This is a genomic window from Dyella sp. GSA-30, from assembly GCF_027924605.1.
Lineage (GTDB): Bacteria > Pseudomonadota > Gammaproteobacteria > Xanthomonadales > Rhodanobacteraceae > GSA-30.
The window spans coordinates 5168519-5183071 of record NZ_AP027042.1 but is presented as its reverse complement, the minus strand read 5'-3'; the positions used below and the strand labels follow the sequence as shown (position 1 = coordinate 5183071).

The window sequence follows — 14553 nt, the reverse complement described above, 5'->3', positions numbered from 1 at the left end:
CGGGTTTTGCTCCCTCTCCCCTGGCTTTGCCGGGGGGAGAGGGGCGGGGTGAGGGGGCTCTTGGCCTAGCCGGCCCCCAGAAGATCAACCGTACTGCCGCTCAGCGCGCACTTCACGCTGGTGCTTGTCGCAGATCTTGTCGCGGTGTTTGCGCAATTGCGCGGTGAGCTTGTCGAACAGGACATCGATGGAGGCATACATGTCTGATTCGACGGCCTCGGCGTGGAGCACGCTGCCATTGACCGATAGATTGCCTTCGGCTTTCTGCTGCAGCTTGCTGACCGAGAGAACGATATTGAGGCTCAATATCTTTTCGTCGAGGCGGGTAAGGCGGTCGAGCTTGGCGGTAGCGTGCTCGCGCAGGGCCGGGGTGACTTCGATCTGCTGACCGCTGAGTTGGAATTGCATGTTGCGCCTCCTCATGATGCTGGCCGCGTTTCGCGGCTTGGGTTGGATGCATCCTCGGGTGTCGAGGAAACACCATCAGTCATAAGCTGGGAACATTCCTGGCGCGATCAAGTTCCCGCAAGCGCGAATTTATTTCTCACGTACCGATCAATTGGCGCGTTGGCGCTCGCTCGAACTTGGTATGCGCATGGCCTCCCGATATTTGGCAACCGTGCGACGCGCCACTTGAATGCCCTTGCGGCGCAATTCTTCGGCGATCGCCTGGTCCGATAAAGGTTTGCGTGTGTCTTCCGCGTCGACGAGTTTGCGCAGCATCGCCTGAATGGCCGTGGCCGATGCGCTGCCGCCGTCTTCGGTGGAAACACCACTGGAAAAAAAGTGCTTGAGTTCGAACGTTCCGCGCGGCGTATGAATGTATTTGCGCGTGGTCACGCGGGAAATCGTCGATTCGTGCATGCCGACTTCTTCGGCGACTTCGCGCAGCACCAGGGGGTGCATCGCTTCGGGGCCGTAGTCGAGAAAGGCGCTCTGCCGCCGCACGATGGCTTCGGCGACCTTGAGCAAGGTTTCCGCGCGCGACTCCAGGCTCTTGATCAGCCAGCGCGCTTCTTGCAGTTGCCCGCGCATCCAGCTGGCGTCTTCGCCGCGGGCCTGCGCGATCATGTTGCAATAGTGCTGGTTGAGGCCCAGGCGCGGCTGGCAATCGGGATTGAGGCTTACGCGCCAGCGGCCGCCGTCCTTGCGTGCGTACACGTCGGGCGCAACGTATTCCACCGGTGTCGGGTCCATCGACGCGCCAGGGCGCGGATCCAGGCTGCGGATCAGCATGGACGCGGCGGAAACCTCTTCCGGCTCGGCGCGCAGACGGCGCGCCAGCTTGCTGACGTCGTTGCGAGCGAGCAATTCGAGTTCGTTGTCGACGATACGCAGCGCCAGTTCGATATGCGGCGTGTCGGGGTCGAACTGTTCCAGCTGCACCCGCAGGCAATCGCGCAAGTCCAGGCTCGCCACGCCGGTCGGATCAAAACGCTGCAGCAGGCGGCGCACGCCGTCGACTTCGTCGAGGCTCGCCTTCAAATCGGCTGGAATGGCGGCAGCGACGGCTTCCAGGCCTTCGCTGAGGTAACCGTCGGCGTTGACCGCATCGATCAGCACCGTTGCGATGGTGCGTTGACGCGGCGTCATGTGCGTCAGATTCAGCTGCCACATCAGGTGTTCGTGCAACGTTTCCGGCGCGGCGTTTTGCGGCTCGAAGCCGTCTTCGTCGCCATTGCCGTTGCTACGGCTGGAACTGGCGCTGCCGCTGCTGGAAAAGTCGATCGGTTGATCGCCGGGGCCGTCGCTCCAGTCTGGCGCTTCGGCGTCGTCGCCCGGGCCGCTATCGTCGCTGCTCTTGGTGCTGGACGGCACCGGTACTTCGACCGCGCTTTCGAAGCTGCCGTCTTCGGCGTTTTCGTTGTCGGTGGATTCTTCGGAGAACTCGAGCAGCGGATTGCTCTCGGCAATCTGGCGCAGCTCGGCCTCCAGCTCCAACTGCGACAGCTGCAGCAGGCGGATAGCCTGTTGAAGTTGAGGCGTGAGCGTAAGTTGCTGATTGAGGCGAAACTGCAGTCCGGTTTTCATGCCAGCCGGGAAAAGATGAACTGGGGTCATCCTAACCCCTATAAACGGGTGCGACCATAGCCCTAGTCGCCAGGGGAGGCTAGAGCGTACAGTCGAATGTGATTTGGATCAGGGTTACGTTAAAACGTCGTGTCATGACGAGCACCTGCAAAACGGGCAGGTATTCGGATTACAACCGGAATTCGCGGCCCAGATAGACTTCACGTACCTTCTCGTCGGCCAGGATGTGTGCCGGTGTGCCACGCGATAGCACTTCGCCATCGTTGAGAATGTAGGCTCGGTCACAGATCCCGAGTGTTTCGCGAACGTTATGATCGGTGATGAGCACGCCGATGCCGCGCTCTTTCAGATGACGGACGATGCGCTGGATTTCGCCTACCGAAATCGGATCGACGCCGGCGAACGGTTCGTCGAGCAGCATGTAACGCGGCTGCGCGGCCAATGCGCGGGCGATTTCCACGCGTCGGCGTTCGCCGCCCGACAGGCTGATGCCTTTCTGTTCGGCGATGTGCGCGATCTTCAGCTCATCGAGCAGGCTTTCCAGCTCGGTATTGCGCTGGCGCTGATCCAGACCTTCGCGCAATTCCAGTACCGCCATGATGTTGTCTGACACCGTCAGGCGCCGGAACACCGAGGCTTCCTGCGGCAGATAGCCGATACCCAGCTTGGCGCGGGCATGCATCGGCAGGCCGGTGATGTCCTGTTTGTCGAGCTTGATCAAGCCCGCATCGGCCTCGATCAGGCCGACGATCATGTAGAAGCAGGTGGTTTTGCCAGCGCCGTTCGGGCCGAGCAGACCGACGACCTCGCCTTCGCGAATCGAGAAGGCAAAGTCGCGCACGACCTGACGGGTACGGAAACTCTTTTGCAGACCTTCAGCAGAAAGCATGGATTACGGTTGCCCCTGCGGCTTGGTCGACGTGGATTGGGCGGGCGCCGGTGCCGACGCGCTGCTCGCAGGCTTGGCCGGTGGCGTCGCCGGCTTGGCGCCCTTGTCGGTACGCGGCTTGGGTACGAAGGTCATCGCCACGCGTCCGTCGCCACCGCTCTCGCCATTCATCTGGCTGGTCTGGGTGTTGTAGGTGAGCTTGTCGCCGTGGGCTTCGCCACGGCCCTGCTGCTTGACCACGGCATTGCCGGTAAGCACGGCAATGCCGTTGATGTTGTCGTAGTCCAGCTGCGTGGCGTCACCGGTCATCAGGTTGCCCGAATCGTCGATCTGCTGGATGTGCGCGGGCGTACCCGTCATCACCATACGGCTGACGTTCTGGTCGCCATCGAAATAGATCTTGGCCAGATTACCGGTGACCTTCATCGTGCCCTGAGTGATCACGACGTTCCCGGTGAGGGTGGTGATGCTGTTGGGCGCGTTGAAGCCGTCGAACGAATTGGCGTGCTCGACGTTCATCGGCTTGTCGCGGTCATCCTTTCTTGCCAGCGCCGGTTGCAGCGCGAGCAGCCCCAGGAGCAGCAGGCTGTACCGGACGACTCCGCGGGCGCGGGACGAATGTGCCGTGGACGTCATTGAGGAGCTCCAGATGATTGTCGTTGAGGTTGGCACGCATGCCGATGCCGTTCATTCTACTGTCGCCCTGGGTCAACTGTGCCGGGGCGTCGGTTTGCATACGATTTTCTTTCGGCCAGGCGGTCACTTCGGACGTATGCAGATCAGCCGGCGGCGTATCGGCAAAGGCCGGGCGGTGCATATAGACCGCGCCCTGCAGCTTCAGCAGGGTGCCGGCCTTGTCGACCCAGGCATAGGTCGAATCGCCCGACCAGTCCGGCACGCCGGGCTGGTTGGAGGGCAGGTCGTACTTGGGCGCGTTGATATACAACGACTCGTCGCCCTCGCGACGCTCCAGGTGCGGCGCATTCATGCCGAAGCTCGGTTGGCCGTCCTCGTCGTAGGACCACAAGCGGAAGTTGGTCAGCACATAGCCCGAACGCGGCGGGCCGACGAAGTCGCTCACCTTGGGTGAAGGCGCCAGCCACCAATACACGCCTTGCGCGGCGGCGATGCCGAGCGCAAGCAGCACGATCAGCGCTGGCGTGCCGCGATCGCGCAGAAACCCCGGCAATCTCATCGCCAGCGCTCCTGTTCCGCGGCGACGCGGCCCTGGGCGAGAAGAATCAGATCGGCCACTTCGCGCGCCGCACCCTGGCCGCCGCTTCGACGGGTTTGCCAGTGGGCGCGTTCGGCCACCCATGGGTGAGCGTTGGCTACTGCTACCGCCAGGCCTGAGATGGCCATGGCAGGCAGGTCGGGCAGGTCGTCGCCGACAAAGGCGACCTGATCCGGACTCAGCTGCAGCGCATCGATCAGCTGATTCAGGCAGGCGCGCTTGTCGTTCTGGCCCTGGTAGACGTGGGCGATATCGAGCTCTTCGGCGCGCAGGGCAACCGGATGGCTGATCCGCGCGGACAGAATCGCTACCTGTACGCTGTTGTTTTGCAACAATTTTAGGCCGAGACCGTCGTGCACGTGGAAAATCTTCGCCTCATGGCCGTCTTCGCCGTACCAGAGCCGGCCGTCGGTCAGCGTGCCATCCACGTCGAACACGGCCAGGCGAATCTTGGCGGCGCGGGCGAGGACTTCGGCGGGGACGTCAGCGAGATAGGTAGACACGTTCACGATAGCCTGGCTGGGACGAAGACAACTTGATGGAGATGGGAGACGGGTAGTGGGGACGCCAGGCTCAGGCCTTGCGGCAGCTTGTTAACGCACGAGGCTCGCGGTGGCCTACATCTAGCGCCCCCACAAGCCGTTTCCCATCCCCAGATATCACCCCATCACACCACGCGGGCGCGGAGCAGATCATGAATGTTAAGCGCGCCGACCACTTTTTGCTGCTCATCGACCACCAGCAGGGCGTGAATCTGATGCTTTTCCATCAGTTGAGCCGCTTCGATGGCCAGCTTGTCGGCCCCGATGGTCTTGGGGCCACGGGTCATCACCTCGGCGACGCTGGCGCCGCGCAGGTCCACGTCGTCGTCGTCCAGGGCGCGGCGCAGGTCGCCGTCGGTAAACACGCCGAGCAGGCGGCGGTCGGCATCGATCACCGCGGTCATGCCCAGATGTTTGCGGGTCATTTCCACCAACGCCTGGGTCAGGCTGGCGTCGGGCGCCACGGTCGGGATGCCGTCGCCGGTGTGCATAATGTCGCTGATATGCAGCAGCAGACGCCGGCCCAGACTGCCCGCCGGATGCGAACGGGCAAAGTCCTCAGAGGTGAAGCCACGGGCTTCGAGCAGGGCCACGGCCAGCGCATCGCCCATCACCAGGGCAGCGGTGGTGCTGGCGGTGGGCGCCAGGCCGAGGGGGCAGGCCTCGACCGAGATGCTGGTGTCCAGGTGCAGGTCGGCCTGCTTGGCCAGGGACGATTGATCGTTACCGGTCATGGCGATCAGGGGGATGCCCTGGCGCTTGATGACCGGCAGGATGAACAGGATTTCGTCGGTTTCGCCGGAGGCGGACAATGCCAGCACCACGTCCTGGGGCAGGATCATGCCCAGATCGCCATGGCTGGCCTCGCCCGGATGGACGAAGAACGCCGGCGTGCCGGTCGAGGCGAGTGTGGCGGCCACCTTGCGGGCGATATGCCCGGATTTGCCCATGCCGATCACCACCACGCGGCCGGCACAACCGAGGATCAGCCGGCAGGCTTCGACGAAATCCTGGCCGATACGCGGCTCGAGCGCCCGGATCGCGTCCGCCTCGGTGGCGATCACGGTGCGGGCGCTATGGATGATGGCGTCTGCGTCGATCAAGGCGGGCTGGCTGGGGCGTGCGATATGGGCGTTCATGCGTCCTCGGGGGCTAGGATCGGCGGTCCGTAAGCTTGCCGACCGGGGGATCGGCTGCTCGGCTCACTCCTTTGTGCCGGGCTGAAGCGGACACCGCTGTCGTTTCTGCGACAGAAGATTTCCATTACCATGGCATATTCGCATTTTACCGTTATATGACGGCGCGTTGGATGGAAGTATGCACTTCTATCGCAGGCGTCGCCGCATCAGCTCCAAGCAGGAACCCCATGGACGCAGCCACTATTCAGGCAATGATTGAAACCGGCCTGCCCGGCGCGCGCGCCGATGTCAGCGGTGACGACGGCGTGCACTTCGAGGCCGAAGTGGTCGCCAGCCAGTTCGCCGGCAAGTTGCCTTTGGCCCGCCACCGCCTGGTCTATTCGACCCTCGGCGACCTGATGGGCGGGGCCATTCATGCCCTGGCGCTGAAAACCTATACGCCCGAGGAAGTGGCCGCGCGTCGCTGACGACCGCGCTACCGCCCTCCAGACATTCTCTTTAAGGACTTTTGATGGCCAAGATTCTGATCAGCGGTGGTGAGCCGCTCCATGGCGAAGTGGGCATTTCCGGTGCCAAGAACGCCGTGTTGCCGATCCTCGCTTCCTGTCTGCTGGCCGACGAGCCGGTAGCGATCAGCAACGTGCCGCACCTGCACGACGTCACCACCTTCATCGAACTGCTCGGCCAGATGGGCACCCAGCTCACCTTGGACGACCGCATGAAGATGCAGGTCGACCCGCGCTCGACCGACCGTTACTTCGCCCCGTACGACCTGGTGCGCACCATGCGTGCGTCGATCCTGGTGCTTGGGCCGCTGGTCGCCCGCTTTGGCGAGGCCGAAGTTTCGCTGCCGGGCGGCTGCGCGATCGGCTCGCGCCCAGTCGACCAACACATCCGCGGCCTGGAGGCGCTCGGCGCCGAGGTGGTCGTCGAGAACGGCTACATCAAGGCCAAGGCCAAGCGTCTGAAGGGCGCGCGCATTGCCATGGACATGGTCACCGTAACCGGTACCGAGAACATCATGATGGCCGCGGCCCTGGCCCAGGGCACCACCATCATCGAAAACGCCGCGCAGGAACCGGAAGTCGTCGACCTGGCCAACTGCCTGATCGCGATGGGCGCGCAGATCGAAGGCGCCGGCACCTCGACCATGGTGATCCATGGCGTGGAGCGCCTGCATGGCGCCGAATACGAAGTGCTGCCGGACCGCATCGAAACCGGTACTTTCCTGGTCGGTGCCGCGATGACCGGCGGCAAGGTCCGTGCGCGTAATGCGCGGGCCAGCACGCTCGAATCCGTGTTGTCCAAACTTGAAGACGCCGGCGCACACATCTCCACCGGTCCGGACTGGATCGAGCTGGACATGCAGGGCCGTCGCCCGAAGGCGGTGAACATCACCACGGCGCCTTACCCGGCATTCCCGACCGATATGCAGGCGCAGTTCACCGCGTTGAACTGCATCGCCGAGGGCGTTGGCGTCATCACCGAAACCGTGTTCGAAAACCGCTTCATGCACGCGCATGAGCTGCAGCGTCTGGGCGCGGACATCCGCCTCGAAGGTAACACCGCGATCATCCAGGGCGTGGCAAAGATGAGCGGTGCGCCGATCATGGCCACCGACCTGCGCGCTTCGGCGTGTCTGGTGCTTGCCGGTCTGGTCGCGCAGGGTGATACCACCGTCGACCGCGTGTATCACATTGATCGTGGTTACGAGAACATCGAAGAGAAGTTGGGCGTGTTGGGCGCGAAGATTCGCCGCTTGCCGTCATGATCGGAATGAGTGGTGAGGAGTGAGTGCGGTACGCCGTGACGTTACTGCTGTTCTCTCACTCCTTCCCACTCTCAACCCGTTATTTGCCGCCCTGGTAGCTGATCAGCTGCAGGGTCAGGTCGCCGCCGTCGCTCTGCGCGAGCTTTACCGGCACCGGATATTTCTGCGGGACGTACCATGCGCTGAAAGCCTTATCGGCGTCGGTGCGTTCGACGCGTTCGGCCTGGAAGGTGCCGGCGGGGACTTGCACGCTTTCCTTGCCGGTGACCTTGAATTGCTGGTTTTCGACATTGCGCTTTACGGCGACTGGCAGCGTGACCGCCTGTTTGCCGTCGCGTAGCGCCCAGCCCACGGCGAGCGGGGCGAGGTTGCGGTCGACCATGCCCGCGGTGCCGGCGTAGGTCGACGGGCCCTTGCCTTCATCAATGCTGACCTGGTGATTCGCGTCGACTTCGACATGGCGCGTCTTGGTCTTGAGCGCCTTGACGGTCGAGTCGTAGACCTGGGTTTCCGGTGCGCCCTGGTTGATGCGGAAGCGCGAACTCTCGTTCGAGCTGGCACCCAGCGCCGCGGCCAGGCCGCCGGTGCTTTTCACGTCGTTGCTGTAGACCCAGCTGCCACCGCCGGCGGACTTCAGGGAGATGGTTGCCTCACCGATGGCCTGGCCACCCTGCAATACCTGATACCTGGCGGTAAACGGCGCGGGCGTGGCCGCCATGGCGGCGGTGGTGGTGAACGCCAGCAGGATGCCGGCGGCGATAATACGAACGCGGTTAGGTGTCTTCATAAGGTTCAGGAGTCTACGCGGCGATCCTGAACAGACAATGTGAATGGCCGTAGCGTTCTGCGAAAACGCCGCGAGATCTTTATGTCACTAACCTCAGTTTTTCCTATCGTCATCCCGGCTTGCGCCGGGATGACGAGATAAGAAGGGGTCTTTTGGAGCGTTCTGAAGCCGCTCCTACACCTGCAGGTGGCGGTCAAGCAACCTCAGAGGGGCAGACAACGCCACGCCATCGAGCATGACGCGGTCGGCTTCGCCTAAAGCCAGGCGCCTCCGCGCAATCCAGTCCACCACCGCAGGCAACAGCCGATGCTCATGCGCCAGCAGCCGCTGCGCCAGGCTGTCTTCATCGTCCTGTGGCGTGATGGCAACACGCGCCTGCGCGATAACCGGGCCGCCATCGAGTTCGGCGGTGACGTAATGCACGCTGGCACCGTGCTCGGTATCGCCCGCTTCCAGCGCACGTCGATGCGTATGCAGGCCACGGTATTTGGGCAGTAGTGAAGGGTGGATGTTGATCATGCGCCCGACCCAGGGACGCAACGTGTCGCCGTCGAGGATGCGCATGAAGCCGGCAAGCACGATCAACTCCGCGCCGCTGTCGGCGACGCGTGTAAAAAGATCCGCATCGAAATCGCGGCGCTGAGCGTAGCTGCGTGGATTGAGCGCCACCGTCGGAATGTTGGCCGCTTCGGCAAGACGCAGCGCACCGGCGCTTTGCTTGTCGCTGGCGACCAGGACGGGTTCGATCGCCAACTCGCCACGCTCGCGCGCGGCCAGTAGCGCGGCCAGATTGCTGCCGCGTCCCGAAGCAAGGACGGCTATACGCAAAGGTGTCGGCATGCTGTGGTGTCGAAGGCGCTGGACCCCGGCCGTGGCCGGGATGACAGGCGGTCGAATCAGCCGATATGGACGCGTTCGTCGCCCGAAGCGGCGACAACTTCACCGATCACCGCGGTGACGAGGCCGTGCTTCTTAAGCAAATCGGCCGCTGCCGCAACCGCGCTGGACGGCAGAATCACCGTGAAGCCGACGCCGCAATTGAAGGTGCGCCACATTTCTTCGCGAGCGACATTGCCTTCGCGCATCAGCCAGTCGAATACCGGCGGCAACACGATCGCCGACGCATCGAGCTTCAGCGCCAGCCCGTCCGGCACCACGCGGATGATGTTTTCCTTCAGGCCGCCGCCGGTGATGTGCGCCATGCCATGAACCTGCACGGACTTCATCAGCTCCAGGATCGGCTTGACGTAGATCGTGGTCGGCGCCATCAAGGCATCGACCAGCTTGACGCCGCCAAGGTCGAGCTCGAGCGGACTGCCGGCGCGTTCGACGATCTTGCGCACCAGTGAATAGCCGTTCGAATGCGGGCCGCTGGAGGCGACGCCAAGAATGACATCACCCGCGACGATGCCCTCACCGCTGAGCATCTCGGATTTTTCGACCGCGCCGACGGTAAAGCCGGCCAGGTCGTACTCGCCCGGCGGATACATGTCCGGCATTTCAGCGGTCTCGCCGCCGATCAGCGCGCACCCGGCCAGTTCGCAACCCTTGGCGATGCCGCCGACGACTGCAACGGTGGTGTCTACGTCGAGTTTGCCGGTGGCGAAATAATCGAGGAAGAACAGCGGCTCGGCGCCCTGTACCAGGACATCGTTGACGCACATGCCGACCAGGTCGATGCCGATCGTGTCATGGCGCCCCAACTGCTGGGCCAGCTTGAGCTTGGTGCCCACGCCGTCGGTACCGGAGACCAGCACCGGCTCCTTGTAGCGACCGGACAGGTCGAACAGGCCGCCAAAACCACCCAGGCCGCCCATGACTTCAGGGCGGAAGGTGCGCTTGACCAGAGGTTTGATGCGCTCGACGACGGCATTGCCTGCATCGATATCGACACCGGCGGCGCGATAGGTAAGGGCGTCGGACATGACGGGTTCCGGCGAGGGTGGCTGGGAAACGGTCAATATTAGCAGAGGGGGATGTCCGGCGGCCGAATTTGCCGCCTCCGTTCCCTGTTTCCCATTCCCTGTTCTCCAGCCGTCATTGGACGCTCACGCCCAGATTCGGCAGACTCTCCACGTTTCCCACTGGATCAAGCCCTCCCCATGCGCTTCCCTCGCCAGCTCCTCGTCGGCTTCGTGCTGAGCCTGTTCATGCTGCTGTCGGCGGTCCACGCCCAGTCCCAGGTGTCGCCGTACACGGTGGTCGTGCCGGTCAAGGACACCACCGAACCGGTGCGTGACCAGGCGTTTGGCGAGGGGCTGGGCCAGGTACTGACGCGCGTCGCTGGTGGGCAAGATCTGCGTAGTCGCGCCGGTTATGGTGACGTCATCAAGGGCGCGCCGGGCCTGGTGCAGCAGTATCGCTATCAGCGCGGCGCCCCCGGCGTGGCGACCGGTCTCAGTTTGTCGGTGACGTTCGATCAGGCCGCGGTGCAGCGCGCCGTATCGCAGATGGGCGTGGCCAGCGCCGGCGTGAAGCCGCCGATCCTGCTGGTGGTACGCGGCGACGACAACAAGGTGCTGGGCAAGGACGCGCTGGCGACGCTGACCCAGACCATCTCGACCCGCGGCTACGGCGCGGTGCTGGCCGATCCGGAGAAAGTCGGCGATACGCCCACCGTGTCCAGTGTCGATGCCGAAGAAGTGATGGCGTTGGCCAAGCAGTACCGTACCGGCCTCATGCTGGTCGGTCAGGTTCATGGCAATACAGCTGATTGGAACCTGGTGTCGGGCGGTCCGCAGCAGCGCTGGACGACCAAGGCGGCCGATGGAAATGCGATGCAGGCCGATGCGGGCAACAATCTTGCCGATCGTCTGGGCAAGCAGCTCAATACGATCGGCACCGCCAACGTCGACGGCAAGCTGTGGATCACCGGGCTCAATACGGCGATGGACTATGCGAATTTGCTTTCCACCTTGCGTGCCGATCCGATGGTGCGCCAGGTGACCACGCTGAGTGCAAAGGGTGACGGCATGCTGTTCGCGGTTAAGGCCGGCCTGCCGATGGATGCCTTGTCGGCCAACCTCGCTGCCGGTGGGCGCCTGTTACAGGGTGAAACCCACGATGGCGCCGATGCCAGCCTGCGTTGGCTGCATTGATCGCTGGTCATGATTTGCAGCGGATCGTTGATGCGGAGGCCATGATCGCGCCGCAACGGTCCGACGTTGTTTTTCTTGCGTAAGGACGCCGTGTGTCGACTCACTCGCCGATGAATCAGGACGTTTCCCGCCGCTGGCAGATCTTGGCCATTGCGGCGGTGATCTGCTATTTGCTGTGGTTGCTTGCGCCAGTATTGATGCCGTTCGCTGTCGCGGGCATGTTGGCCTATCTGGGCGATCCGCTTGCCGACCGCCTCGAACGCATCGGTCTGGGCCGCACGCTCGCCGTCACGATCGTCTTTGTCGTGATCTCGCTGCTTGCCGTCGGTGCCTTGCTGCTGTTGATACCGCTGATTTCTCGTCAGGTCGAGAACCTGGTTCAGAACCTGCCGCGCTATGTGGAGTGGATCCGCGATACGGCACTGCCATGGATACAGCACCGGTTACGTCTTGATCCGGATGTCTTCGATACCCAGCGTCTGGTGCAGACGATCAAGGAGCACATGGATTCGATCGGCGGTGTCGCCTCCACCGTGCTGGGCAAGATATCCCGCTCCAGCATCGGCGTGGTGATGTGGCTGACCAATCTGGTGCTGATCCCGGTGGTGGCGTTCTATCTATTGCGCGACTGGGACCGCCTGACGGCTTGGATCGACCAGATGCTGCCGCGCTCGATCGAGCCGACGATTGCCTATCTCGCGCGCGAATCGGACAAGGTGTTGGGCGCCTTCGTGCGCGGCCAGTTGCTGGTGATGCTGGCGCTGGGCATTTTTTACGGCGGCGCGCTGGGTATAGCCGGCTTGTCGGTGGGGCCATTGATCGGCATGGTCGCCGGTCTATTGAGCTTCGTGCCCTACCTGGGTTTTATCGTCGGTTTCGGTTCGGCGGTGATCGCTGTGCTGGTGCAATACGGCGACTGGACGCATCTGCTGATCGTGGTTGGCGTGTTCGTGGTCGGTCAGCTGCTTGAAGGCTATGTGCTGGTGCCGCGCCTGGTTGGCGAAAAAATCGGCCTGCATCCGGTGGCGGTCATTTTCGCGGTGCTTGCCGGTGGTTACCTGTTTGGATTTCTCGGCGTGCTGCTGGCCTTGCCAGCGGCGTCGGTGATCATGGTGCTGCTGCGCTATCTCGGCGAGCGTTATCGACAGAGCGAGTTGTATACGGTCGAAGGTGCGCAGGATCCGGTCATTACCGAAGTCGATGTCACCGTCGATACAAAAACTGGCGACGTCGAAACCGAAACCACCGTCATCAGGGAAGGCGACAACAAGGATGGCAAGTCCTCGCCATGATTCCGCAGTTGCCGCTTGCCTTGCGCTGGCCACGTCGCCAGCGATTTGAACATTTTTATGCCGGTGCAAACGCTCCCGCGGTCGCTTCGCTCGAAGCGCTGGCCCACGAGCCGGGTGCGGCATGGCTCTATGTCAGCGGCCCGGCTGGCAGCGGTAAAAGCCATCTATTGATGGCTGCCTGCCAGGCGGCCAATGAACTGGGCCGCACGGTGCAATACCTGCCGCTGTCGCGATTGAGCGACCGTGCTGCCGCTATTCGTGGCGTGGCCGGCAGCGACTTGCTCGCGCTGGATGATCTCGATGCCATCGCAGGCGATCGCGAAGCCGAGCATGCCTTGTTCGACGTCTACAACCGCATGCGCGCGGACGGACTGGCGATGGTGTTTGCGGCCGAAAACGTGCCGACACAACTGGGTTTGAGCTTGCCCGATCTGCGCTCGCGCCTCGGTGCTTGCCAGCAGGCCGTGCTCAAGCCGCTCGACGATCAGGAGCGGCGACTCGTGCTCAAGACGCAGGCGGCTTCACGCGGCATCGAGCTGGACGACAACGTGCTGGATTGGCTGTTTGCGCGCTATGTGCGCGACCTGGGCGCCTTGCTCGATCTGCTCGATCGGCTGGATCAGGCGTCGCTGGCGGCACGGCGCCGGGTGACGGTGCCGTTCTTGCGTGAGTTGTTGAAGCAAGAGCAAAGCTGACTAAAGAGACTTAGAGTGCGACTTTAGGGAAGTTCAAAAGACCTTTCCTAGTCGTCATCCCGGCGAAGGCCGGAAGCGCTTTACAACAGCGAAGCTGGTCATCCAGTGCCTTACGCCTCACGCGTTAAAGACGCTGGGCCCCGGCGTTCGCCGGGGCGACGATGAAAACCGAGGTCTATCGAGGTTACCTACAGGAAGGAGTGCCTTATGCCTTCAGCAACGCTGGCGTGGCCTGCTGGCCGATCGCATCGAGCATCGCCTGCGCCACATTGAGGTTGGCCGCGACGATATTGCCGCTTTCCGGAATGCCCTCGCGACCGGCGAAATCGCAATAGCGCCCGCCCGCTTCGCGTACCAGCAACACACCGGCCGCCATGTCCCACGGCTTCAGGCCGATCTCGAAATAACCGTCATAGCGCGCGGCGGCGACATAAGCCAGGTCGAGCGCGGCCGAACCGGAGCGGCGGATATCTTCGGCCTGGCCAAGCATGACGCGGGTGATATCCAGTTGCGGGGTCAGGTGCTCGCGCTGGCGGAAGGGGAAGCCGGTGGCGATCATTGCGCCGCCCAGGTTCTCGCGCTTGCCTACGCGCAGGCGGCGATCGTTGAGGTAGGCGCCATCGCCCTTGCTGGCGGTAAACAGCTCGTCGCGCAGCGGATCGAACACCACGCCATAGACCGGCTCGCCACGGTCGAGCAGGGCGATCGAGACGGAGAAATGCGGGATGCCGCGCAGGTAGTTATGCGTGCCGTCGAGCGGGTCGATCACCCAGACCAGCGGTCCCTTGCCGATCGAGCCGCTTTCTTCGGCGAGGATGGCGTGGGTGGGGTAGGCGCGGCGCAGCTCTTTGATGATCTCGGCTTCGGCCATGCGATCGACTTCGGAGGCGAAGTCCATACGCTGCTTTTCAACGACATTGAGGCCGTCGATGCGGTTCATATAGCGCAGGATCACGTTTCCAGCGGCGCGTGCGGCGCGCACCGCGACGTTAACGGCGGGTCTTGGCATGGCTTTGGGCTTTCAAAAGAGCGGGTTACGGCCGGTGATTCTAGCAGAGGACAATGCGTCGAGGAG

Annotated in this window: 16 protein-coding genes; 5 read left to right on the top strand and 11 right to left on the bottom strand. The window is 63.1% G+C overall.

Translation table 11 applies throughout. The annotated features are described in order from the left end of the window. Nucleotides 1–84 precede the first annotated feature (84 nt). The 7 genes from raiA to QMG46_RS22380 form a co-directional block, all read right to left on the bottom strand. Complete coding sequence (raiA, locus tag QMG46_RS22410; protein WP_281850118.1) at nt 85–408, bottom strand: ribosome hibernation-promoting factor, HPF/YfiA family; 324 nt, start codon at nt 406–408, stop codon at nt 85–87. A gap of 147 nt (nt 409–555) precedes the next feature. Then, nucleotides 556–2031, bottom strand: coding sequence for an RNA polymerase factor sigma-54 (locus tag QMG46_RS22405; protein ID WP_281850117.1), 1476 nt, complete (start codon nt 2029–2031; stop codon nt 556–558). A 169-nt stretch (nt 2032–2200) separates the two neighbouring features. Then, entirely contained in the window at nt 2201–2920 is a 720-nt protein-coding gene (lptB, locus tag QMG46_RS22400; RefSeq protein ID WP_281850116.1) for an LPS export ABC transporter ATP-binding protein, read from the bottom strand. A gap of 3 nt (nt 2921–2923) precedes the next feature. Beyond that, nucleotides 2924–3439, bottom strand: coding sequence for a lipopolysaccharide transport periplasmic protein LptA (lptA, locus tag QMG46_RS22395; RefSeq protein WP_281850115.1), 516 nt, complete (start codon nt 3437–3439; stop codon nt 2924–2926). A gap of 13 nt (nt 3440–3452) precedes the next feature. Further along, entirely contained in the window at nt 3453–4115 is a 663-nt protein-coding gene (gene lptC, locus QMG46_RS22390; RefSeq protein ID WP_281850114.1) for an LPS export ABC transporter periplasmic protein LptC, read from the bottom strand. Continuing rightward, entirely contained in the window at nt 4112–4657 is a 546-nt protein-coding gene (locus QMG46_RS22385; protein ID WP_281850113.1) for a KdsC family phosphatase, read from the bottom strand. Before QMG46_RS22385 ends, lptC begins: the two co-directional genes overlap by 4 nt. Nucleotides 4658–4821: 164 nt before the next feature. Beyond that, nucleotides 4822–5835: a KpsF/GutQ family sugar-phosphate isomerase gene (locus QMG46_RS22380; RefSeq protein ID WP_281850112.1), complete on the bottom strand. Its 1014-nt coding sequence runs from the start codon at nt 5833–5835 to the stop codon at nt 4822–4824. Between the two features lie 227 nt (nt 5836–6062). On the opposite strand from QMG46_RS22380, the gene QMG46_RS22375 reads away from it, so the two are divergent. Both QMG46_RS22375 and murA read left to right on the top strand, forming a co-directional pair. Further along, nucleotides 6063–6302 carry a BolA family protein gene (locus QMG46_RS22375; RefSeq protein WP_281850111.1) on the top strand — a complete coding sequence of 80 codons (240 nt, stop codon included), beginning with the start codon at nt 6063–6065 and terminating at the stop codon, nt 6300–6302. A gap of 44 nt (nt 6303–6346) precedes the next feature. Beyond that, on the top strand, nt 6347–7606 hold the full coding sequence (murA, locus tag QMG46_RS22370; RefSeq protein ID WP_281850110.1) for a UDP-N-acetylglucosamine 1-carboxyvinyltransferase: 1260 nt from the start codon (nt 6347–6349) through the stop codon (nt 7604–7606). A 79-nt stretch (nt 7607–7685) separates the two neighbouring features. On the opposite strand, the gene QMG46_RS22365 is transcribed toward murA, so the two are convergent. From QMG46_RS22365 to purM, 3 genes are all read right to left on the bottom strand, one after another. After that, nucleotides 7686–8393 (bottom strand): DUF3108 domain-containing protein, encoded by a 708-nt coding sequence (locus QMG46_RS22365; protein WP_281850109.1) that lies wholly within the window; start codon nt 8391–8393, stop codon nt 7686–7688. 174 nt (nt 8394–8567) lie between these two features. Further along, entirely contained in the window at nt 8568–9233 is a 666-nt protein-coding gene (gene purN / locus QMG46_RS22360) for a phosphoribosylglycinamide formyltransferase (protein WP_281850108.1), read from the bottom strand. Between the two features lie 56 nt (nt 9234–9289). Beyond that, a complete protein-coding gene (purM, locus tag QMG46_RS22355; RefSeq protein WP_281850107.1) occupies nt 9290–10318 on the bottom strand; it encodes a phosphoribosylformylglycinamidine cyclo-ligase in 1029 nt (342 codons plus the stop codon). Between the two features lie 177 nt (nt 10319–10495). On the opposite strand from purM, the gene QMG46_RS22350 reads away from it, so the two are divergent. From QMG46_RS22350 to hda, 3 genes are all read left to right on the top strand, one after another. Beyond that, nucleotides 10496–11491 (top strand): DUF8605 domain-containing protein, encoded by a 996-nt coding sequence (locus QMG46_RS22350; RefSeq protein WP_281850106.1) that lies wholly within the window; start codon nt 10496–10498, stop codon nt 11489–11491. A 110-nt stretch (nt 11492–11601) separates the two neighbouring features. Beyond that, nucleotides 11602–12783, top strand: coding sequence for an AI-2E family transporter (locus QMG46_RS22345; RefSeq protein ID WP_281852951.1), 1182 nt, complete (start codon nt 11602–11604; stop codon nt 12781–12783). Further along, nucleotides 12780–13478, top strand: coding sequence for a DnaA regulatory inactivator Hda (hda, locus tag QMG46_RS22340; protein WP_281850105.1), 699 nt, complete (start codon nt 12780–12782; stop codon nt 13476–13478). The genes QMG46_RS22345 and hda overlap by 4 nt, the downstream gene beginning before the upstream one ends. Nucleotides 13479–13683: 205 nt before the next feature. On the opposite strand, the gene QMG46_RS22335 is transcribed toward hda, so the two are convergent. Further along, a complete protein-coding gene (locus QMG46_RS22335) occupies nt 13684–14487 on the bottom strand; it encodes an inositol monophosphatase family protein (protein WP_281850104.1) in 804 nt (267 codons plus the stop codon). Nucleotides 14488–14553: the final 66 nt, after the last annotated feature.

Coding starts and splice junctions, on each gene's coding strand:
- lptC (WP_281850114.1), bottom strand. CDS start 4,115: ATGAGATTGCCGGGGTTTCTGCGCGATCGCGGCACGCCAGCGCTGATC.
- QMG46_RS22345 (WP_281852951.1), top strand. CDS start 11,602: ATGAATCAGGACGTTTCCCGCCGCTGGCAGATCTTGGCCATTGCGGCG.
- purM (WP_281850107.1), bottom strand. CDS start 10,318: ATGTCCGACGCCCTTACCTATCGCGCCGCCGGTGTCGATATCGATGCA.
- lptA (WP_281850115.1), bottom strand. CDS start 3,439: ATGAACGTCGAGCACGCCAATTCGTTCGACGGCTTCAACGCGCCCAAC.
- QMG46_RS22375 (WP_281850111.1), top strand. CDS start 6,063: ATGGACGCAGCCACTATTCAGGCAATGATTGAAACCGGCCTGCCCGGC.
- QMG46_RS22335 (WP_281850104.1), bottom strand. CDS start 14,487: ATGCCAAGACCCGCCGTTAACGTCGCGGTGCGCGCCGCACGCGCCGCT.
- purN (WP_281850108.1), bottom strand. CDS start 9,233: ATGCCGACACCTTTGCGTATAGCCGTCCTTGCTTCGGGACGCGGCAGC.
- QMG46_RS22380 (WP_281850112.1), bottom strand. CDS start 5,835: ATGAACGCCCATATCGCACGCCCCAGCCAGCCCGCCTTGATCGACGCA.
- lptB (WP_281850116.1), bottom strand. CDS start 2,920: ATGCTTTCTGCTGAAGGTCTGCAAAAGAGTTTCCGTACCCGTCAGGTC.
- QMG46_RS22350 (WP_281850106.1), top strand. CDS start 10,496: ATGCGCTTCCCTCGCCAGCTCCTCGTCGGCTTCGTGCTGAGCCTGTTC.
- QMG46_RS22405 (WP_281850117.1), bottom strand. CDS start 2,031: ATGAAAACCGGACTGCAGTTTCGCCTCAATCAGCAACTTACGCTCACG.
- QMG46_RS22365 (WP_281850109.1), bottom strand. CDS start 8,393: ATGAAGACACCTAACCGCGTTCGTATTATCGCCGCCGGCATCCTGCTG.
- hda (WP_281850105.1), top strand. CDS start 12,780: ATGATTCCGCAGTTGCCGCTTGCCTTGCGCTGGCCACGTCGCCAGCGA.
- murA (WP_281850110.1), top strand. CDS start 6,347: ATGGCCAAGATTCTGATCAGCGGTGGTGAGCCGCTCCATGGCGAAGTG.
- raiA (WP_281850118.1), bottom strand. CDS start 408: ATGCAATTCCAACTCAGCGGTCAGCAGATCGAAGTCACCCCGGCCCTG.